The following is a 20,034-nucleotide window of genomic DNA, read 5'->3' on the forward strand; positions in this document are numbered from 1 at the left end:
TGCGGTCTAAAGCATATCGCGAAGGTTGGCGCACGCGGGGACGGCCCCAAGACGTGCGGATTCCCCCCTTCCGCGACAGAAGTGATGGCAGCGTGGTTTCCGAGACGCTTCCGGCCTCACGGGAGCCAGGATCTCGCGCCAAGGCCCTCGCGGCGCCGGTCGAACCGAGCGGAACGCGAAGCGTTTGAGCGAGGCGGCGGGGAGGCCGGCGAATGCGAAACGGTCGGGGGCGATGACGAAACCCACCCTTGCGGATGCACCGGAACTGGCGGGCGCGCAGCTCGTGACGCCAGCCGGCCTCGACACCCCGGCGCCGGCCTTCAAGATCGTCAGCTGGAATCTCCTGCGGCGGGTGGGGGCGGCCATCGAGGACGTTATCGCCCTGATCGAGCAGGAATCGCCCGATCTGCTGCTGATGCAGGAGGCCACGCGGGCCATCGGCTTCCTGAAGGAGCGCGTCGGTGGCCATTATGCCTGGGCGCCGCTGCCGGGGCGCATCCACGGGCTCGCCATGTGGAGCCCGACCCCGTTCCCGAGCCCGCCGCGCACGGTGACGCTGCCCTCCGGCGCCGTGGTGCACCGGGTGTGCCAAGTGCTCGATCTCGGCACGTTCGGCGTGGCCAACGTCCACCTTTCCCACGGGCAGATGCTGAACCGGCGGCAGTTGCGGCGGATCGTGATGGGCCTTCCGCCCCGCGCGGCGGTTCTGGGCGATTACAACATCGTCGGCCCGGCCATGGTGCCGGGGTTCCGCGACATCGGCCCCCGGCGGCCGACCCATTCGATGATCGAGGTACTGCCCCTGCGCCTCGACCGCTGCATCGCCCGGGGGCTCGTATGCCGGGAGAGCGCGGTGCTGCCGCGCGGCCCCTCGGACCACCGGCCCATCGTCGTGCATCTCTGCCCAGAGCCGGATTCGCCCGCGCCGCTCAGAGGTATGGCAGCAGCAGCCGAACGCCTGCGTCGCGCAAGCGCACGGGCAAGAATCGGTCTGCGAGATCCTTCTCGGTGAGCGGCAGGTCCATCTTCGCCTGGATCAGCGCGTCGATCTGCCCGGCGAGGTCGGCGTCGATCACCTCGACGTTCAGTTCGAAGTTCAGGCGGAAGCTACGCATGTCCCAGTTGGCGCTGCCGACGAAGCACCACACGTCATCGACCACCATCGCCTTGGCGTGGTCGAACGGATCGCGGTCGAGATAGACCCGCACGCCCGCCCGGATCAGCACGTCGAGATGGGCGCGCATCGCCCAATCGATGAAGCGGTGATCGCTGACCGCCGGGATCACCACCTCGACGGAGATCCCCCGCGTCGCGGCCTGGATGAGGGCGCCGGTCACGAGTTCGTCCGGCAGGAAGTACGGCGTAGCGATCCGCACCCGACGGCGGGCGCAGTTCAGCGCCTGGATCACCACCTGCTCGACCTTCTGCACGTCGGCATCGGGCCCCGACGTCACCACGCGGGCGACGCAATCGCCGACCGCGGGCGCCTCCACGAGCCAGGGCGGCCCGTCGAGGCTCTCGCCGTCGGCGAAGGCCCAGTCCGCCGTGAAGGCCGTGACGAGCTGGTCCACCACCGGCCCCTCGAACCGGAAATGGATGTCGCGGATCGGATGCCGGGGCTTCGTCCCGACGCGATTGGCGGCGGCGATGTTGAGCCCGCCCGTGAAGGCGACCGTCCCGTCGAGGATCAAGAGCTTCTTGTGGTTGCGCAGGTTGAGGAACGGCATCCGCCAGGGCAGGGCGGAATGCATGAACAGGGCGGCGGGCACGCCGGCCGCGTGCAGGCGCTTGTAGGCCGGCGTCCGGAAATAGCCGCCACCGATCCCGTCGATGATGACCCGCACCTCGACGCCCCGTCCCTTGGCCTGCGCCAGGGCCTCGCAGAATTCGCGGCCGGTGGCATCATCGCGGAAGATGTAGCTCGTCATGGCGACGCTCGCCCGCGCGTCGCGGATCGCCGCCAGCATCTCCGGGTAGGCCTCGTCGCCGTTGCGGAACATCCGCACCCGGTTGCCGATGAGCGCGGGCGCCCCGGTGATGCGCCGGATCGCCCGGTCCAGGGGCCACAGGGTCTCCGGCACGACGGCGTCGTCCGCGTCCGGCGGCGGCACCGCCTCGGAGGGCCGCCCGCGCATCTTGCGCGCCCGGCGATACACGCGGTTGATGCCGAGCAGCAGGTAGAGGGCCGATCCGAAGATCGGCGAGAGCCACGCCAGCCCGATCCACCCCACGGCCACGCTCACGCGCCGCTTGCGCAGCAGCGCATGCACCGTCACCGCGATGGCGAGGCAGATGCCGACCAGCGCCTCCACGTCCGCCCGCAGCAAAGCTGTCGAGTTGATCCAACGATAGACGACCTGGTCCACTGGCATCCCATGCGGCTGAAGCCTGCGGGCGATATAACCCAGCCTCGGCGCAAGTCTGCCCGTCCTCTGCGCCTTCTCAGTGCCTGGACGGTGGATCGCAGCGGAACTCGCTGCCGTCGAGGGCGCCGTAGACGATGCGCCCGCCCGCATGGAGGCAGCGCGTCTTCGCCGCTTCGAGCGGCCTGTGGAAGGTCCAGATCGTGATCATCGGCATCACGGTGGCGAGGCAGACGCCGCCGATGAGGAGCGCCGCCGCCCAGGTCGGGCCGTCGCGCTCGGGCCGGGGAGGGCGCGGGGGCGGCATCGACCCGTAGAAGGCCAGGGTCAGGCCGATCAAGTCGGTGGTGGCTGTCATCGCCCGTCCCGCACCGGCGGCCCGCCGCTGCGGGACAAGGGACAGACTAGGGCAGGGCGCCCGCGCCGCCTACCACCCGGGAGGCGCGGCGGATCACCCCTCCCAGACGGGCGCCCGCTTCTGCAGGAAGGCGTCGATGCCTTCCTGTGCGTCGGCCATCGCCATGTTCCGTGTCATCACCTGCGCGGTGTAGGCGTAGGCCTCGTCGAGACTCATCTCGCCCTGCCGCGCGAAGGCCTCCTTGCCGATGGCGAGCACCTTGCGCGCCTTGGCGGCGATGCGTCCCGCCATGTCGGCGACGGAGGCGTCCAGACGGTCGGCGGGCACCACGCGGTTCACGAGGCCGATGCGCAGGGCCTCGGCGGCGTCGACCGGCTCGCCAAGCAGGAGCATTTCCATCGCCGCCTTGCGTGGCACCACCCGCGAAAGGGCGACCATCGGCGTCGAGCAGAACAGGCCGATCTGCACGCCCGGCGTGGCGAAGCGCGCCTCCTCGGAGCAAATCGCGAGATCGCAGGAGGCGACGAGCTGGCAGCCCGCCGCCGTGGCGATGCCGTGGACCTGCGCGATGACCGGCTTCGGCAGGCGCACGAGGCTCGTCATCAGCCGGGCGCAGGTTCGGAAGAGGTGGTCCGTCGTCTCGGGCGAGGAATCGGCGCGCATCTCGCGCAGATCGTGCCCGGCGCAGAAGGCGGGCCCGGCGGCCTTGAGGACCACCACCCGCACCGAATCGTCGGCGCGGATCGCGTCGAGGGCGTCCTGCAGGGCGGTCATCAGCGCCAGCGACAGGGCGTTGCGCGCCGCCGGGCGGTTCAACACGAGGGTGGCGATCCCCTCCGCATCGTGCCGGAGAAGGACGGGCTCAGCAGCGGTCAACGGCGTCTCCCTTCGGGCTCTGCGGCCCTAAGGAGACGGATCTAGCACACCCGGCCGGGCTCGGCATGCTCCGCCAGGGCGTGGTCGAGCCGGGCGAAATCGGCGCCGGGGCCGTTCCACCACAGGGGCGGCAGGCGGTCGAGCCGGCCGAGCGCCCGCGCGTAGTTCGGCGCGAGGGCGCTGTCCACGATAGCGAGGCTCGCGCCCGAGAGGACGAGGGCGAGTTCGTGTTCGCCGATCGCCGGGTCGAGGTCCTTCGTCCGGGCGCCGACCCAGGCGAAGCCCTGCCGGAGCGCCGCCGCCTCGAGGGGGTCGGCCACCATCAGCACGGCGAGGTCGCCGAAGCCGATGCCCTCGGCCCGAGCCCACTTGGCGCAGGCGCCGGGCACGAACGGCGAGGGGTTCTCCTCCACGGGAGCCGGGCGCAGCAACGCCGGCTTCTCCAGGGAGGCGGGGTGGGTCACGCTGTGTCTTGCGCCGAGCATGCGGTGAAAACCGGCCTGTTCATTGGCTGAACCATTCCGGGTTCGCGCGTCCCGGTTAAGACTTCCTGATCTTGGCCCTCTCGGGTGCAGCAAATCCGGCCGGAACCGGGCGGTTCGTCGGCGCAAAGCGGCTCATGGCCAACGCGGGATGAAGATTACGCAGAAATTCCGCCCTGGCGGACGAGGCCTGAACGTCTATCTGATGCCCTCGGAAGCGGCCCGCTCGACGAGGCCGCGACACACCGGAGGACGTCCTTGACCCGCCATTTCGCCCCGCTCGCTGCGGCCCTGCTGCTCTGCGGCCCGGCACAGGCCGAGATGCGCAACGCGCCCTCGCCGCGCGCCCTCGAATTCGCCGCCTACATCTTCGCGGCGTCCAATGTCTGCGGCTACCGAATCGGCGCCCCCGAGTTCGAAGCCCTGCTCGCCAAGCAGAACACCCGCGTCGCCGACGTCCAGCCCGGCGGCCCCTTCGGCAACCGCGTCCAGACGATCTTCACGCTGATGTCGAACCAGATGCAGATGAACCGCGACGGCGCGTGCCTCGCCGTGGCCGGCGAATACGGGCCGGAGGGCAACATCGCCAAGAACGTGCTGCAGCCCTCCGCCGAGGTGCCGAAAGCCCCGGAGCCGGCCAAGCCCGCGCAGCCGGCCAAGCCCGCGCAGTAGCCCTCAGCCGAGCCGCCAGTCGATCGGCGCCAAGCCCCGTTCGGCGAGCCATGCGTTGGCCCGGCCGAACGGATTGGAACCGGGGAAGTCCCGCGCCCGGTTGAGGGGCGAGGGATGCCCGCTCTCGATGATCGCGTGGCGTGCCGCATCGATCAGCCCGGCGCGGGCCCGGGCCTGCGCCCCCCACAGGAGGAACACGGCGGGCTCGTCGCGCGCGGCGACCGCCGCCACCGCCTCGTCGGTGAGCGCCGCCCAGCCCGAACGCAGATGCGCCCCAGCCTTGCCGGCCTCGACGGTGAGCGCGCTGTTGAGGAGCAGCACTCCCTGCCGCGCCCAGGGCGTGAGATCGCCCCCCGCCTCGCGGGGCGAGCCCGCCTCGGCGAGGATGACCTTCAGGGAGGCGGGCAGCCGGCTCTTGCCCACATAGGAAAACGCGAGCCCGTTGGCGTCGCCCGGCGTCGGGTAGGGGTCCTGCCCGAGGATGACCGCCTTCACGGACGGCAGCGGCGTCTCGCGCAGCGCCCGGAAGATGTCGCCGGGGGCGGGCAGCACCTGCGCCCCTGCGGCGATGCGTCCATCGATCGTCTGCGCCACCCTGTCGGCCGCGCCGTCGCGGAAGAAAGGGAGGGCGAGCCAGGGGGAACCGCTCGCGCGGAACGCAGCGAGGGCGGCGGCGACGGGCCGGTCGGTCATCGGACTGTGGAGATCCTAAGCCGGAGCGGCATTTGCCGCCGCGTGCCGCGTCTCTATACCGGTATGTACGCGGCACCGCAGCAAGGGTGCCTTCGCCGGAGCCGCCCGGCGACCTACATAGGGGCGACTTCCCGCCCTGCGGGTCCGAACTCAGCTTCGAAAGGGAATCGGCGCCAGGGCGCCGGAACGCTCTGATGAACGAACGTATCGAACCAGCCGCGCTCGCCAACAACCGGCCCGTCCCCGCCCGCGAGAACGGGACGCGCGGCCTGCCGGGCGACCATCCGCAGGTCCGCTGGGGCCGCGTCGGCGTTCTGCTGATGAATCTCGGCACGCCCGAGGGTACGTCCTACTGGCCGATGCGCCGGTACCTGAAGGAGTTCCTGTCCGACCGCCGGGTCATCGAGGTGCCGCGCCTGATCTGGTGGCCGCTGCTCAACCTCATCATCCTGTCGAAGCGGCCGGGCCCGAAGGGGAAGGACTACGCCAGCGTCTGGAACAACGACCTGAACGAGGGGCCGCTCAAGACCATCACCCGCGGCCAGAGCGACAAGCTCCAGGCGGCGATGGGCGACAGCGTCGTGGTCGATTGGGCGATGCGCTACGGCAAGCCGGAGGTGGCGGGCCGCATCCAGGCGCTGCTCGACCAGGGCTGCGACCGTATCCTGCTGGTGCCGCTCTATCCGCAATACGCGGCGGCGACCTCGGCCACCGCCTGCGATCAGGCGTTCCGCGCCCTGATGGACATGCGCTGGCAGCCGACGGTGCGCGTCTCGCCGCCTTATCACGACGATTCCGTCTATATCGAAGCCATGGCGCAATCGATCCGCGAGGGTCTGGCCAAGCTCGATTTCGAGCCGGAGGTGATCCTCACTTCGTTCCACGGGGTGCCGCGCAGCTACCTGCTGAAGGGCGACCCCTATCATTGCCAGTGCCACAAGACCGGCCGGCTCATCCGCGAGGCACTGGGTCTTTCACCGGACAAGATGCGGGTGACGTTCCAGTCCCGCTTCGGCAACGAGGAATGGCTGAAGCCGTATACCGACGAGACGGTGATGGAACTCGCCAAGTCCGGCGTGAAGCGCATGGCCATCGTGGCGCCGGGCTTCACCGCCGACTGCCTCGAGACCCTGGAAGAACTCGACGGCGAGAACCGCCATTATTTCGAGGAGAACGGGGGCGAGCAATTCGCCTACATCCCCTGCCTCAACGACACCGATCTCGGCATGCGCGTGATCGAGCACGTCGTCCGCCGGGAATTGCAGGGCTGGCTGTGACGACCACTTAATCGACATCGACCGCGCCGGTTGCGCTTGCTGCGCGGCCGGCGCGGCCTATCATCCTCTTAACCGGCGCGAGTCCGGTCCAAATGGGAGGGTCGTCGCGTGGCGTTCTTCATCGGTATCGCCTGTCCGTGGATCCTCGTCATCATCTTGGACCGGCTGTCGGAGGCACGGCGCGCCTCCGAACTGGAATCCCTCGGCGTCACGCCCCGGCCGGCGAGCCAATCGGCCTACATCATGAAGCCCGACCGTCCGTATTAGTCGAATCGTCCTGCGCCAAACCTCATCCTGAGGGGCCCGCCGTGGCGGGCCTCGAAGGATGAGATAGGCGAGTGAGGACGAACGCCTGAGCGGCCTTACTTCGTCGCGGGCGCAGCTTCCTGGGTCGCGGCCGGCGCGTCCTTGCGGTCGATCTTCGCCTCGGCGCGGAGCTTCAGGATCAGATCCTGCTGCGACTTGCGGATGAGGTGCTGGTCGATCTGCTCCTTCAGCTCGTCGAAGGTCGGCTGCGGCTTCGTCCGCTTCTCCTCGATCTTGATGACGTGCCAGCCGAATTGCGTCTTGACCGGGTCGGAGACCTGGCCGGGCTGCATCGCGAAGGCGGCGGTGGCGAAATCCGGCACCATCCGTTCCTTGGTGAACCAGCCGAGATCGCCGCCCTCGGCCTTCGAGCCCGGATCCTTCGAGGTCTCGGCCGCGACCTTGGCGAAATCCTCGCCGCCCTTGATCCGCCCGGCGATCTTCTTCGCCTCGCCCTCGTTGTCCACGAGGATGTGACGGGCGTGGATCTCCTCCTCGGGCTTCATCAGCTTCACCGAGGTGTCGTAGATCGCGTGCTCGGCCTCCGGCGTCACCGCCTTCTTGGCCTCCTGTTCGAGGTAGTCGTCGAGCAGGAGCTTGTCGCGGAAGTAGGCGAGCTTGCGCTTGAAGTCGGCGCTCTCGCCGACCTTGGCCGCCTCGGCGGCCTGCGCGCCGACCTTCAGGTCGACCATGTAATCCACGAGCAGGTTCTTCTTCTGCGCCTCGTCCACGCCCGGCAGGGACAGGGCCGGATCGTCGGCCGCCACGGCGAGGTCGGCCTGGGTGATCGGCTGGCCGTTCACCGTCGCGACGATGGCGGTGGGATCGGCGGGGGCGGCGGGGGCGGCCGCCGGCGTCTTTTCGGCCGGGGGCGTCTGGGCCGCCGCCGCGCCGGAGAGGGCGAGCGCAAGCGCAAGCGCGCTGGCGCGCCGGAGCAGAGCATGGGTCGGCATGGAAATACCTCGGTCGGCGTGTCGTTCAGCCGGTTCGGCGGCGGAGGCCCGAGGGGCCCCGCTCGGCCGCCCGTCCGGTGGCGGGAGAGGTGGCCCGGCCGCACGCAGAAGGCAAGCGGAGCCATATTCGGCAACCAATCGGGGCTCCGGCTCTTTCAGGTGCACGGGGCGATGTTTACCTCTATAAGCCAGCCCCATTCCGCCCAGGCCGGCCCGCGACGTCACGTCCGTCGGCGGGCACGCCCGTCCGCAGGTTTACGATGCTCGGCTCGCTCGCCAAGAAGATTTTCGGCTCCTCCAACGACCGCCGCGTGAAGGGCTACCGTCCGCGCGTCGCGCAGATCAACGCCCTGGAGCCGGAGATCGCGGCGCTGAGCGACGACGCCCTGCGCGCCCGCACCGACATGCTGAAGGCCGAACTCGCGGCGGGCAAGAGCGTGGACGACATCCTCGTCCCGGCCTTCGCCACGGTCCGCGAGGCCGCCAAGCGGGTGCTGGGCCAGCGCCACTTCGACGTGCAGCTCCTCGGCGGCATGGTGCTGCACGAGGGCGGTATCTCCGAGATGAAGACCGGCGAGGGCAAGACCCTCGTCGCCACGGCGCCGGTCTACCTGAACGCCCTGGAGGGCAAGGGCGTCCACGTCATCACCGTGAACGACTACCTCGCCAGCCGCGACGCGGAGTGGATGGGCCGCGTCTACCGCTTCCTCGGCCTGTCGGTCGGCACCATCGTGCACGGCCTGGACGACGAGCAGCGCAAGGCGGCCTATGCCTGCGACATCACCTACGGCACGAACAACGAGTTCGGCTTCGACTACCTGCGCGACAACATGAAGTACGAGATGGCGCAGCTGTCTCAGCGCGGGCACCATTACGCGATCGTGGACGAGGTCGACTCGATCCTCATCGACGAGGCGCGGACGCCGCTCATCATCTCCGGCCCGGTGGACGACCGCTCGGAACTCTACGTGGCGGTGGACGGCGTGATGCCGTTGCTCGTCCCGGCGCATTACGACCTCGACGAGAAGCAGCGCACCGTCTCGCTGACCGAGGAGGGCAACGAGTTCGTGGAGGACGCCCTGCGCGAGGCGGGCATCCTCAAGGAGGGCGACCTCTACGACGCCCACAACGTCACCCTGGTCCACCACGTGACCCAGGCGCTGCGCGCCCACACCCTGTTCACCCGCGACAAGGACTACATCGTCAAGAACGACGAGGTGGTGATCATCGACGAGTTCACCGGCCGCATGATGCAGGGCCGGCGCTACTCGGAAGGCTTGCATCAGGCGCTCGAAGCCAAGGAGCGGGTGACGATCCAGCCCGAGAACCAGACGCTCGCCTCGATCACGTTCCAGAACTACTTCCGCCTCTACAAGAAGCTCGCCGGCATGACCGGCACGGCCTCCACCGAGGCCGACGAGTTCGCCGAGATCTACAAGCTCGACGTGGTCGACATCCCGACCAACAAGGAGATCGAGCGCGTCGATGAGGACGACGAGGTCTACCGTACCGTCGAGGAGAAGTATCAGGCGATCATCAAGGAGATCGGCAAGGCGCACGAGCGCCATCAGCCGATCCTCGTCGGCACGGGCTCGATCGAGAAGTCCGAATACCTCGCCGAGATGCTGGTGAGCGCCGGCTACACGCCCCTCGACTATTCGGACCCGAACGCCCTCACCGACGTCTATGCCGCCGCCCGCGAGGGCCGCGTGACCAAGCGCTTCGCTGTGCTGAACGCTCGCTTCCACGAACAGGAGGCGTATATCGTTGCCGAGGCCGGCGTGCCGGGCGCCATCACCATCGCCACCAACATGGCCGGTCGCGGCACCGACATCAAACTCGGCGGCAACGTCGAGATGCGCGTCGAGAAGGAACTCGCCGGGGTGCCGGAGGGGCCTGAGCGCGACGCCGCCATCACGGCGATCAAGGCCGAGATCGGCGAGAACCGCGCCAAGGTGCTGGCCTCCGGCGAGCCGGCCGACCCGGCGGCGGGTCGCAAGAAGGACCTGCCCGGCGGCCTCTACATCATCGGCACCGAGCGCCACGAGTCGCGCCGCATCGACAACCAGCTCCGTGGCCGTTCCGGCCGCCAGGGCGACCCCGGCCGCTCGAAGTTCTACCTGTCCCTGAAGGACGACCTGATGCGGATCTTCGGGTCCGACCGCATGGACGGGATGCTGCAGAAGCTCGGCCTGGAGCAGGGCGAAGCGATCATCCACCCCTGGATCAACCGGGCCATCGAAAAGGCGCAGCAGAAGGTCGAAGCCCGCAACTTCGACATGCGCAAGAACGTGCTTAAGTACGACAACGTGATGAACGACCAGCGCAAGGTCGTGTTCGAGCAGCGCCGCGACTTCATGGGCCAGGACAGCGTCCGCGAGACCGTGGACGACATGCGCGAGGGCGTGGTGGACGACATCGTCACCCGCCACATCCCGCCGGATACCTATGCCGAGCAATGGGATGCCGAGGGCCTGCGCGAGGCGGTGCAGCAGACCCTGAACCTGGAAATCCCGGCCGAGGATTGGGTGAAGGAAGAGGGCATCGCGGACGAAGAGATCCGCGAGCGCCTGATGAAGCTCGCCGAGGAGACCTATCAGACCCGCGTCGAGAAGAACGGTGCCGAGGTCTCGGCCTATATCGAGAAGCAGGTTCTGCTGCAGACCCTCGACCACCTGTGGCGCGAGCATCTGGTGACGCTCGACCACCTGCGGCAGGTGGTGGGCTGGCGCGGCATCGCCCAGCGCGATCCGCTGAACGAGTACAAGTCCGAGGCGTTCGAGCTGTTCAACAGCCTCGTCGTGGCCCTCCGCGAACAGGTGACGGGCCAACTCTCGCGCATCGAGGTGATGTTCCAACAGGATGAGGCGCCTCCGATGGAGAGCCCAGCCCTTCCGCCGATGTTCGCCCAGCACCTCGATCCCGTCACCGGCGAGAACGAGATGGCCTATGCCGGCGGCAGCGGCAGCGATGGGGGTGGCGGCCCGGCCTATGGCTATGCCGCGCAGGCGCTTTCCGCCGACACCGCCATGCTCGAACGGGACCCCACCGACGAGTCGACCTGGGGTCGCGTCGGCCGCAACGAGCCGTGCCCCTGCGGCTCGGGCAAGAAGTACAAGCACTGCCACGGCAGCTATCAGGCGTGAGCCGACACGCGGTCTTCATCGCCGGAGCGGGGACGGAGATCGGCAAGACCTACGTGACGGCGGCGCTCACGCGCCGCCTTCGCGAGCGGGGCCCGGTCCTCGCCCTCAAGCCCCTGGCGAGTGGCGTCGCGCCCTGGGACGATCCCGCCTTCGGAGAGAGCGACACGGCGCGGCTCCTGACGGCGCAGGGCCTGCCAGTCACCGAAGAGACCGTTACCGCCTGCTCGCCCTGGCGCTTCGCGGCGCCCCTGGCCCCGGATCAGGCCGCCGCCCTCGAAGGGCGCAGCGTGAGCCTTTCCGCGATCGCGGACTGGTGCCGCGACCGGATCGCGGCCTCCGATTGCCCCGTGGTCATCGAGGGGGTGGGCGGGCTGATGAGCCCGATCACCGACGCGGCGACCGGGCTCGACTGGATCGAGGCCCTGCGCATCCCGGTCGTGCTGGTGTCGGGCAGCTATCTCGGCGCGATCAGCCACGCCCTGACGGCGGCGGAGGTGCTACGGCTGCGCGGGGTGGATCTCCTGGCCGTCGTCGTGAGCGAGAGCGAGGGCGCGCCGACGCCGCCCGAGACGGTGGCGAATGCGATCCGTCGGCATGTGTCCTGTTCGGTCTTCTGCTTGGGCCGAGGGGCATCGGCACCGGATGATCTGGCGGCGTTGCTTGAAAGCGCCGTCGACGCCCAAGCAACGCGACACTTCACCGGATAGTGTCGGGATGACGGGCGGGTGCCGCTGGACGGTGACGCTTTAGCGCTTAGCTGATGTGCGGTGAGGCACATCGCCTCCGCCGATCATCCCCGGAGGTCCGTTGAGCCAGTCCGTCGCTACGGCCAGCGGAGCCGCACTTCCTGAAACGGGGGCTCCGGCCCGTGGGCGCATGAGCCCCGCGCTGCTCATGGGCGCACTCGGTGTCGTCTACGGCGACATCGGCACGAGCCCCCTCTACGCCTACAAGGAGGCGGTGAAGGCAGCCGGCGGCGGCACCGCCACGCCGCTCGCCGTGACAGGCGCCGTCTCGCTGATCTTCTGGTCGCTGATCCTCATCGTCTCGCTCAAGTATGCGATCCTGATCCTGCGCGCGGACAATCGCGGGGAGGGCGGCATCGTCGCGATGCTGGCGCTCCTCGGCGCCCGGCAGGCGCGGCCGGGAACGCCTCAGGCGCTGCTCCTCGTCGTCGGTCTGGTGGGGGCGGCGCTCCTCTACGGTGACGGGGCGATCACGCCCGCCATCTCCGTCCTCTCGGCGGTGGAGGGGCTGAAGGTCGATGCGCCGAGCCTCGGCCATTACGTCGTGCCGATCACCCTCGTGATCCTCGTCGGGCTGTTCGCGGTCCAGTTCCAGGGCGTCGCCCGGATCGGGCGGATCTTCGGTCCCGTCATGCTGCTGTGGTTCGTCGCCCTGGCGCTGCTGGGGTTGGGGTCGATCCTGCACGAGCCCCGGATCCTCCAGGGCCTGAACCCCTTGAGGGCGGTGGACTTCCTCTTCCATGCCGGCTGGGGCATCAGCTTCGCCATGCTCGGCGCGGCGTTCCTCGCGGTGACGGGCGGCGAGGCGATGTATGCCGACCTCGGCCATTTCGGCGCCCGGCCGATCCGCGCGGCGTGGTTCGCCCTGGTGCTGCCGGCCCTGGTGCTCAACTATTTCGGGCAGGGGGCGCTGCTCCTCGCCGAGCCCGACGCGATCGAGAACCCGTTCTTCCGCCTCGCGCCGGATTGGGCGCACATTCCCCTGGTGGGGCTCGCCACCCTCGCGACGATCATCGCCTCTCAGGCGATCATTTCCGGCGTGTTCTCCCTGACGCAGCAGGCGATCCAGCTCGGCTTCCTGCCGACCATGCGGATCGTCCAGACCGCCCATGACGAGCGCGGCCAGATCTACGTGCCGGCAGTGAACTGGCTGCTCGCCATCGCGACGCTCGTGGCCGTCGTCGTGTTCGGCTCGTCCGATGCGCTGGCCGGGGCCTACGGCATCGCCGTCTCGATGCTCATGGCGATCACCACGCTGCTCGCCGCGCTCATCGCCCTCAAGTGGGGCTACAACCCCGTCGCGGTGGTGGCGGTGAACGGCTTCTTCCTCGCCATCGACCTCGTGTTCTTCGGCGCCAACAGCGTGAAGATCATGGAAGGCGGGTGGTTTCCCCTCGTCCTCGCAGGGATCGTCGCCGTGATGATGCTCACATGGCGCAAGGGCAACATGCTGGTGGAAGAGGCGCGGGTGAACCTGCGCCAGCCGGAGGACGCCTTCCTCGAAGGGCTGAGCCACCAGCGCCTCACCCGCCTGCCGGGCACCGCCGCGTTCCTCTCGGCCGCCATCCACGGCATTCCACTGCATCTGTCCCGGTTCGTGGAGCGCAGCCACGCCCTGCACGAGCGCGTGCTGATCGTCACCGCCCTCTACGAGGAGACGCCGAGCGTGCCGCTGGAGGAGCGCGCCGAGGTCAGCATGATCGCGCCGAACTTCTACCGGGTGGTGCTCCGCTACGGCTTCATGGAGGATGCCTCGATCCCCGAGGGCATCGCCTGCGCCGTCCGGGACGGCCGGCTTCCGCCGCAATGCGTGGAAGACGTCACGGTCTTCATCGGTCACGAGACCGTGATTCCGAAGAACGACCAGCGGGGCATGGCGATCTGGCGGGAGAATCTGTTCGCGTTCATGCAGCGAAACGCTGAGCGGACAGGCGCTTTCTTCGGTGTGCCGACCCGTCAGGTCGTGGAAGTCGGTACCGAAATCGAGATCTGACGAGCCCCACCGCACCGGAACCTAGGCCGTCCCCCATCGTTCGACTCGCCTGAAGAGCCAGCGACCTGTTCCGCTTCCGCGAGGAACCGGCAACGGGCCGCCGAACGGAGGGATTTTCAGATGAACAGTGATCGCTTGGAAGGCGGCATCCGCCACCTGCGCGGCCGTGTGAAGACCGCGACCGGCGCCCTGCGCGGCGCCCCCGGCCGGCAGGCCGAGGGTGCGTTCGATCAGGCGGCCGGCGCCGCGCAATACGCCTATGGCCGCGCCCGCGAGACCGCCCACGACCTGCGCCGCGAGGGCGAGCACCTCTACGAGGAGGGCCGCGACCGCGCCCGCGCCCTGGCCGACGAGGCCCGCTCCCGTGGCGAGGCCTTCGCCGACGAAGCCTACGAGCGCGGCCGCCATGTCCGCTCCCGCGCGGTGCATCACGGCCGGGACATCGCCCGCCGGGCCGACGACAACCGCGCGACCACCCTCGCCCTGGTGGCGGCCGTGGCGTTCGGCATCGGCTGGCTCGCCCGCCCGAACCGCTGAGCGATGGTTAGCCGCCTCGTCGCATAAAGACATCTTTATGTCTTGATTGCTTCCTCGCTCGCGAAGTGGTAGGCCACCGGCCGGATCGCAACGCGAGTGAGGAGAGCCGCATGGCCAAGGATTACGTCGTCAGGGATATCGGGCTGGCCGATTACGGCCGGAAGGAAATCTCGATCGCCGAGAGCGAGATGCCCGGCCTGATGGCCGTTCGCGAGGAATACGGCGCGAGCCAGCCGCTGAAGGGCGCCAAGATCGCCGGCTCCCTGCACATGACCATCCAGACGGCGGTGCTGATCGAGACCCTGAAGGCGCTCGGCGCCGACATCCGCTGGGTCTCCTGCAACATCTACTCGACCCAGGACCACGCCGCCGCCGCCATCGCGGCCGCCGGCATCCCGGTCTTCGCCGTGAAGGGCGAGACCCTGGAAGAGTACTGGGACTACACCTCCCGCCTGTTCGACTGGCATGACGGCGGCCTGCCGAACATGATCCTGGACGACGGCGGCGATGCCACCATGTTCGTCCACCTCGGCCTGCGCGCCGAGAACGGCGACACCGCCTTCCTCGACAAGCCGGGCTCCGAGGAGGAGGAAATCTTCTTCGCGCTTCTGAAGAAGAAGCTCGCCGAGAAGCCGAAGGGCTGGTTCGCCGGCCTCGCCGACTCCATCAAGGGCGTCTCCGAGGAGACGACCACGGGCGTGCACCGCCTCTACATCCTCGCCAAGGAGGGCAAGCTCCTCTTCCCGGCGATCAACGTGAACGACTCGGTCACTAAGTCGAAGTTCGACAACCTCTACGGCTGCAAGGAGTCGCTGGTCGACGGCATCCGTCGCGGCACCGACGTGATGATGGCCGGCAAGGTCGCCATGGTCGCGGGCTTCGGTGACGTGGGCAAGGGCTCCGCCGCCTCGCTCCGCAACGCCGGCTGCCGCGTCATGGTCTCGGAGATCGATCCGATCTGCGCGCTCCAGGCCGCGATGGAGGGCTACGAGGTCGTGACGATGGAAGACGCCGCCCCGCGCGCCGACATCTTCGTCACCGCCACGGGCAACAAGGACATCATCACCCTCGACCACATGCGGGAGATGAAGGACCGGGCCATCGTCTGCAACATCGGCCACTTCGACAACGAGATTCAGGTCGCCGGCCTGAAGAACCTCAAGTGGAACAACATCAAGCCGCAGGTCGACGAGATCGAGTTCGCGGACGGCCACCGCATCATCCTCCTGTCGGAGGGTCGCCTCGTGAACCTCGGCAACGCGACCGGCCACCCGTCCTTCGTGATGTCGGCCTCGTTCACCAACCAGACGCTGGCCCAGATCGAACTCTGGACCAACCCGAGCAAGTACGAGAAGCAGGTCTACACCCTGCCGAAGGCGCTCGATGAGAAGGTCGCGGCCCTGCATCTCGCCAAGGTCGGGGCGACGCTCTCGAAGCTTCGCCCGGACCAGGCGTCCTATATCGGCGTGAAGGAAACCGGGCCGTTCAAGCCCGAGCACTACCGCTACTAGAACCCTCATAGGCTACACACTATAGGGGCCCGGCGCGCTGCGCCGGGCCCTTCGTTTGTCAAGCCTAATTCGGCACCGTAAGGTGTGTCTTCTGAGTGTCGTTAACGGCGGATTTACCCCCCAGGGCCAAAGCCACGCTTCGTTCTCCTTCCGGCGGGAATCCCCCCCACGGTAAGGTGCCCCCGACTCAGTGACAGGCGTACCGCGGCAGCCCCGGCAGAGGGCCATCCGCGGCGGGGTGCGTTTCGCACCGCTCGGACGCACGCCGGCGGTGACGAGAGCTTGGGGGCATGGCGGATGCGGGTCGGACGTGCGGCGCAGCTGCGGGTCGGCGTGGGGATTCTCGCGCTGTTCGCGGCGGGCGCGGCCTTTGCGGAAATGCAGGACGTCCCGGCGGCTCACGCGCCCAGGGAGATGCACGGCGTCGCCGGGCTGGCCGTCTTCGGCGGCCTCGTCGCCTTCGCGGTGATCCTCGCCCTTCTCTATCTCTATGAGCGCGCCCGCTGGACCCGGCGGGAGCAGGACCTCGTCGCGGCCCTCAACCTGCTGCGCGGCGCCCACGACCGCGCCGAGATGCTGCTGAACGCCGACCGTCAGGTGGTCATCACCTGGGACGAGCACAGCGAGCCGGTGATCGAGGGCGATGTCGGCATCGCCCTGAACGGCGAGCGGGCGGTGGCGGATTCCGCACGCCGGGTGCTGGCCTTCGGCGCGTGGCTTATGCCGGCCGACGCGCAGGCCGTCGAGGCGGCCCTCGATACGCTGCTCACCCGCGGCACCGGCTTCACCCTCGACCTGCGTACCCAGAGCGGGCGCAACATCGACGCCCAGGGGCGGACGGTGGCGGGCCGCGCCCTCCTGCGCCTGCGCGAGACCACCTCCGAGCGGCGCGAGATCTCCGAGCTTCGGATCACCCTCGACGAGACGCGGCGCGGCCTCTCGGCGCTGGCGAGCCTGCTCGACGCGATCCCGCAGCCGGTCTGGCGCCGCAACCGCGACGGCGGCCTCGCCTGGGTGAACGCCGCCTACGTCGCCGCCGTGGAGGCCGCGAGCCGTGAGGCGGTGATCGACGCCGGGATGGAACTCCTCGACCGTCCGGCGCGGGAAACCATCGCCCGCGAGGAAGCGGTCGTCGCCGCCGGTGGTCCGCGCCGGGCGCCCCGCGTCTCGGCCGTGATGTCCGGCAACCGCCGCGTCCTCGACGTGTACGAGACCGCCCTTGAAGGCGGCCGCGTCGGCATGGCGGTGGACGTCTCCGAGTTGGAGAGCGTCCGCGCCGACCTGCAGCAGCAGATGAACGCGAACGCCCGCACCCTCGATCAATTGCCCACCGCCGTGGCGATGTTCGACGTGGGCCAGCGCTTGATCTTCCACAACGCCGCCTACCGCGCCCTGTGGGACCTCGATCAGGCCTTCCTCGACAGCCGCCCCTCGGACGGCGAAATCCTCGACCTGCTGCGCTCGCAGCGGAAGCTCGAAGAACATGCCGACTTCCGCACCTGGAAGCATGGCGTGCTCGCCGCCTATCGCGCCGCCGAGGCGCATCAGGCGTGGTGGTATCTGCCGGATGGACGCACCCTGCGGGTGGTGGCCGATCCGAACCCGCAGGGCGGGCTGACCTACCTGTTCGAGGACGTCTCGGACCGGCTCAACGCCGAATCGCGTTACAACGCCCTGCGCCGCCTCCAGGCCGAAACCCTCGACACCCTGGCCGAGCCGGTGGCGGTGTTCGGGGCGGACGGACGCCTGCACCTCGCCAACCGCGCCTTCACGACGGTGTGGCGCCTCGACCCGGAGATGGTCGACGCGAAACCGCACGTCGATTCGGTGATCCTGCGCTGCAAGGCCTTCGCCCCGGCCGAGAACCAGTGGCTCGACATCCGCGACGCGGTGGTGGGCCTCGAAGCCCGCGTGGCCCTGGCCCGCCGCATCGAGATGGTGGACGGCACGGTCCTCGACTGCGCGACGCAGCCCCTGCCCGAGGGCGCGACCCTCCTGACCCTGATCGACGTCACGGCCAGCGTGAATGTCGAGCGGATGCTCATCGAGAAGAACGAGGCTTTGGAGAAGGCCGCCGAACTGCGCGACACCTTCGTCCACCACGTCTCCTACGAATTGCGCTCACCGCTCACGAACATCATCGGCTTCACGCAGTTGCTCGGCGACGAGACGGTGGGCGCGCTGAACACGCGGCAGCGGGAATACGCCGACCACATCATGCGCTCCTCCGGCTCGCTGCTGGTGATGATCAACGACATCCTGGACCTCGCCTCGATCGATGCCGGGTCGCTCGAATTGCAGTGCGAGGACGTCGACGTCCACGCGACCGTCGAGGCCGCGGTGCGCGGTCTGGAAGACCGTCTGGCCGAGGCGCGGATCGGCCTCTCCGTCGATGTGCCCGCCGATATCGGCACCGTGCGGGCGGACGGGAAACGCATCCGGCAGATCCTGTTCAACCTGCTCTCGAATGCCGTGGGCTTCTCGGATCCCGGCCAGCGGGTCGAGATCACCGCCCGGCGCTCCACCCGCGATCTCGTCCTCAGCGTGCGCGACCACGGGGTCGGCATGTCGCCGGAGGTGAAGGAACTCGTCTTCAACCGGTTCGAGAGCCAAACGCGGGGCACCCGCCACCGGGGCGTGGGCCTCGGCCTCTCCATCGTCCGCTCCTTCGTGGAACTGCATGGCGGCCGGGTGGAGTTGGAGACGGAGCAGGGTGTCGGCACCTGCGTCACCTGTCACTTCCCCCTCCAGGTGCCGGACGAGCCCCAGCCGGAGCGCCGCCCGGAATTGTCGCGGGTCTCCATCGCGTGACCGCGCGACAGATGTGATCGCGAAACAAATCGGGCGCACTCGCACGGTGCTCCCCACGGAAGGCGGATGTCCGACACCACGAAATCCGGCTACGCCGTCTTCGCCAACGGCGATTTCCGGCTCTTCGGCACGGCCCGGTTCCTCACCGGCCTTGCCTATCAGATGCAGGCGGTGGCGATCGGGTGGTTCGTCTACGACCTGACCCGCTCTGCCCTGGCGCTGGGCCTCGTGGGCCTCGCCGGCTTCCTGCCCGCCATGCTGAGCGCCCTGGTGAGCGGCCATGTCGCCGATGTCTACGAGCGGCGCATCGTCGGCTCGGCCGCCTTCGCCCTCCAGGCAGTGGCGAGCTTCGGCCTCCTCGCCTACGCACTGAGCGGGGCCACGATGGTGTGGCCGATCTACGCCCTGGTGGTGATCGTCGGCACGGCCCGTGCCTTCGCGAACCCCGCCCTGCAGGCCCTGCTGCCGACGCTCGTGCCGGGGCCGCTCTTCGGTTCGGCCATCGCCTGGAACGCCTCCCTCTGGCAGACCGCCTCGGTGATGGGGCCGGCGCTCGGCGGCCTGCTCTATGCCCTCGGGCCGAAGGTCGTGTTCGCGGTGGCGGGAACCTGTTTCGCGCTCGCGAGCCTCAGCGTCGCCCTGATCCGGCACAGGTCGGCGCCGGTCACGGAGCGGCCAAAGGTGACGTGGGGTACGCTGCTCGCGGGGATCGGCTACATCCGCTCACAGCCCGTGGTGCTCGGCGCCATCAGCCTCGATCTGTTCGCGGTGCTGTTCGGCGGGGCGACGGCGCTGCTGCCGATCTATGCGGCGTCGGTGCTGCATGTCGGGCCACTCGGCCTCGGCCTCCTGCGCAGCATGCCGGCGGCGGGGGCGGTGACGATGGCGCTGATCCTCGCCTCATACCCGCTGCGCCGCCATGCCGGCCTCCGCATGCTGCGGGCGGTGATCGTGTTCGGCCTCGCCACCGTCGTGTTCGGCGTCTCGACCTCGCTGCCCCTGTCGATGGCCTGCCTCTTCGTGACGGGGGCCGCCGACATGATCTCGGTCTATGTCCGCCAGAGCTTCGTGCAGGGCGAGACGCCGGATGCGATGCGCGGCCGGGTGGCGGCGGTGAACACCGTGTTCATCGGCGCCTCGAACGAACTCGGCGAGTTCGAATCCGGATTGCTCGCGGCGGCATTGGGCGCCGTCCCGGCGGTCGTGCTCGGCGGCGTGGCGACGGTGGGCGTCGCGCTGCTCTGGGGGCGCCTGTTCCCGGCCTTGCGGGCGCGGGACAGGTTGCTCACGCAGATCTGAGAGACGGCGCG

17 protein-coding genes are annotated in these 20,034 nt (G+C 69.1%); 11 read left to right on the plus strand and 6 right to left on the minus strand.

Annotated elements, in window-relative coordinates:
- Positions 1–232 precede the first annotated feature (232 nt).
- Positions 233–1,012, plus strand: a complete 780-nt coding sequence (locus tag ACXJ1Y_RS01065; RefSeq protein WP_463848350.1) for an endonuclease/exonuclease/phosphatase family protein — start codon at positions 233–235, stop codon at positions 1,010–1,012.
- Here the strand turns inward: ACXJ1Y_RS01065 and ACXJ1Y_RS01070 are convergent.
- The 4 genes from ACXJ1Y_RS01070 to ACXJ1Y_RS01085 all read right to left on the minus strand — a co-directional run bounded on the left by ACXJ1Y_RS01070 (position 930) and on the right by ACXJ1Y_RS01085 (position 4,061).
- Positions 930–2,366 carry a phospholipase D-like domain-containing protein gene (locus ACXJ1Y_RS01070; protein WP_463848351.1) on the minus strand — a complete coding sequence of 479 codons (1,437 nt, stop codon included), beginning with the start codon at positions 2,364–2,366 and terminating at the stop codon, positions 930–932. The genes ACXJ1Y_RS01065 and ACXJ1Y_RS01070 overlap by 83 nt on opposite strands.
- A 76-nt stretch (positions 2,367–2,442) precedes the next feature.
- Positions 2,443–2,721, minus strand: coding sequence for a hypothetical protein (locus tag ACXJ1Y_RS01075; RefSeq protein ID WP_463848352.1), 279 nt, complete (start codon positions 2,719–2,721; stop codon positions 2,443–2,445).
- 93 nt (positions 2,722–2,814) lie between these two features.
- Positions 2,815–3,597 (minus strand): enoyl-CoA hydratase, encoded by a 783-nt coding sequence (locus ACXJ1Y_RS01080; RefSeq protein ID WP_463848353.1) that lies wholly within the window; start codon positions 3,595–3,597, stop codon positions 2,815–2,817.
- A gap of 41 nt (positions 3,598–3,638) precedes the next feature.
- Positions 3,639–4,061 (minus strand): AMP-dependent synthetase, encoded by a 423-nt coding sequence (locus ACXJ1Y_RS01085; protein WP_463848354.1) that lies wholly within the window; start codon positions 4,059–4,061, stop codon positions 3,639–3,641.
- A 339-nt stretch (positions 4,062–4,400) separates the two neighbouring features.
- Between ACXJ1Y_RS01085 and ACXJ1Y_RS01090 the strand changes: the two genes are divergently transcribed.
- Positions 4,401–4,751 carry a hypothetical protein gene (locus ACXJ1Y_RS01090; RefSeq protein ID WP_463850006.1) on the plus strand — a complete coding sequence of 117 codons (351 nt, stop codon included), beginning with the start codon at positions 4,401–4,403 and terminating at the stop codon, positions 4,749–4,751.
- Between the two features lie 3 nt (positions 4,752–4,754).
- Here ACXJ1Y_RS01090 and ACXJ1Y_RS01095 read toward each other — a convergent pair whose 3' ends face one another.
- Positions 4,755–5,444: a uracil-DNA glycosylase gene (locus ACXJ1Y_RS01095; RefSeq protein WP_463848355.1), complete on the minus strand. Its 690-nt coding sequence runs from the start codon at positions 5,442–5,444 to the stop codon at positions 4,755–4,757.
- 194 nt (positions 5,445–5,638) lie between these two features.
- Between ACXJ1Y_RS01095 and hemH the strand changes: the two genes are divergently transcribed.
- Together hemH and ACXJ1Y_RS01105 are read left to right on the plus strand one after the other, a co-directional pair.
- On the plus strand, positions 5,639–6,721 hold the full coding sequence (gene hemH, locus ACXJ1Y_RS01100) for a ferrochelatase (protein ID WP_463848356.1): 1,083 nt from the start codon (positions 5,639–5,641) through the stop codon (positions 6,719–6,721).
- A 108-nt stretch (positions 6,722–6,829) separates the two neighbouring features.
- Positions 6,830–6,988: a hypothetical protein gene (locus ACXJ1Y_RS01105; RefSeq protein WP_463848357.1), complete on the plus strand. Its 159-nt coding sequence runs from the start codon at positions 6,830–6,832 to the stop codon at positions 6,986–6,988.
- 95 nt (positions 6,989–7,083) lie between these two features.
- Here the strand turns inward: ACXJ1Y_RS01105 and ACXJ1Y_RS01110 are convergent, their stop codons facing one another.
- Positions 7,084–7,980 carry a peptidylprolyl isomerase gene (locus ACXJ1Y_RS01110; RefSeq protein WP_463848358.1) on the minus strand — a complete coding sequence of 299 codons (897 nt, stop codon included), beginning with the start codon at positions 7,978–7,980 and terminating at the stop codon, positions 7,084–7,086.
- 260 nt (positions 7,981–8,240) lie between these two features.
- Here ACXJ1Y_RS01110 and secA point away from each other — a divergent pair, with 260 nt between their 5' ends.
- The 7 genes from secA to ACXJ1Y_RS01145 all read left to right on the plus strand — a co-directional run bounded on the left by secA (position 8,241) and on the right by ACXJ1Y_RS01145 (position 20,023).
- Positions 8,241–11,126, plus strand: a complete 2,886-nt coding sequence (gene secA / locus ACXJ1Y_RS01115; protein WP_463848359.1) for a preprotein translocase subunit SecA — start codon at positions 8,241–8,243, stop codon at positions 11,124–11,126.
- Positions 11,123–11,833 (plus strand): dethiobiotin synthase, encoded by a 711-nt coding sequence (gene bioD / locus ACXJ1Y_RS01120; RefSeq protein WP_463848360.1) that lies wholly within the window; start codon positions 11,123–11,125, stop codon positions 11,831–11,833. The genes secA and bioD overlap by 4 nt, the downstream gene beginning before the upstream one ends.
- 100 nt (positions 11,834–11,933) lie before the next feature.
- Positions 11,934–13,865, plus strand: a complete 1,932-nt coding sequence (locus ACXJ1Y_RS01125) for a potassium transporter Kup (protein WP_463848361.1) — start codon at positions 11,934–11,936, stop codon at positions 13,863–13,865.
- A 120-nt stretch (positions 13,866–13,985) separates the two neighbouring features.
- Positions 13,986–14,402 carry a CsbD family protein gene (locus tag ACXJ1Y_RS01130; RefSeq protein ID WP_463848362.1) on the plus strand — a complete coding sequence of 139 codons (417 nt, stop codon included), beginning with the start codon at positions 13,986–13,988 and terminating at the stop codon, positions 14,400–14,402.
- A 110-nt stretch (positions 14,403–14,512) separates the two neighbouring features.
- On the plus strand, positions 14,513–15,913 hold the full coding sequence (gene ahcY, locus ACXJ1Y_RS01135; protein WP_463848363.1) for an adenosylhomocysteinase: 1,401 nt from the start codon (positions 14,513–14,515) through the stop codon (positions 15,911–15,913).
- A 297-nt stretch (positions 15,914–16,210) separates the two neighbouring features.
- Positions 16,211–18,724, plus strand: coding sequence for a sensor histidine kinase (locus tag ACXJ1Y_RS01140; RefSeq protein ID WP_463848364.1), 2,514 nt, complete (start codon positions 16,211–16,213; stop codon positions 18,722–18,724).
- 66 nt (positions 18,725–18,790) lie between these two features.
- Positions 18,791–20,023 carry an MFS transporter gene (locus ACXJ1Y_RS01145; RefSeq protein WP_463848365.1) on the plus strand — a complete coding sequence of 411 codons (1,233 nt, stop codon included), beginning with the start codon at positions 18,791–18,793 and terminating at the stop codon, positions 20,021–20,023.
- Positions 20,024–20,034 lie beyond the last annotated feature (11 nt).

The sequence above is a fragment of the Methylobacterium sp. TK26 genome, from assembly GCF_055361565.1.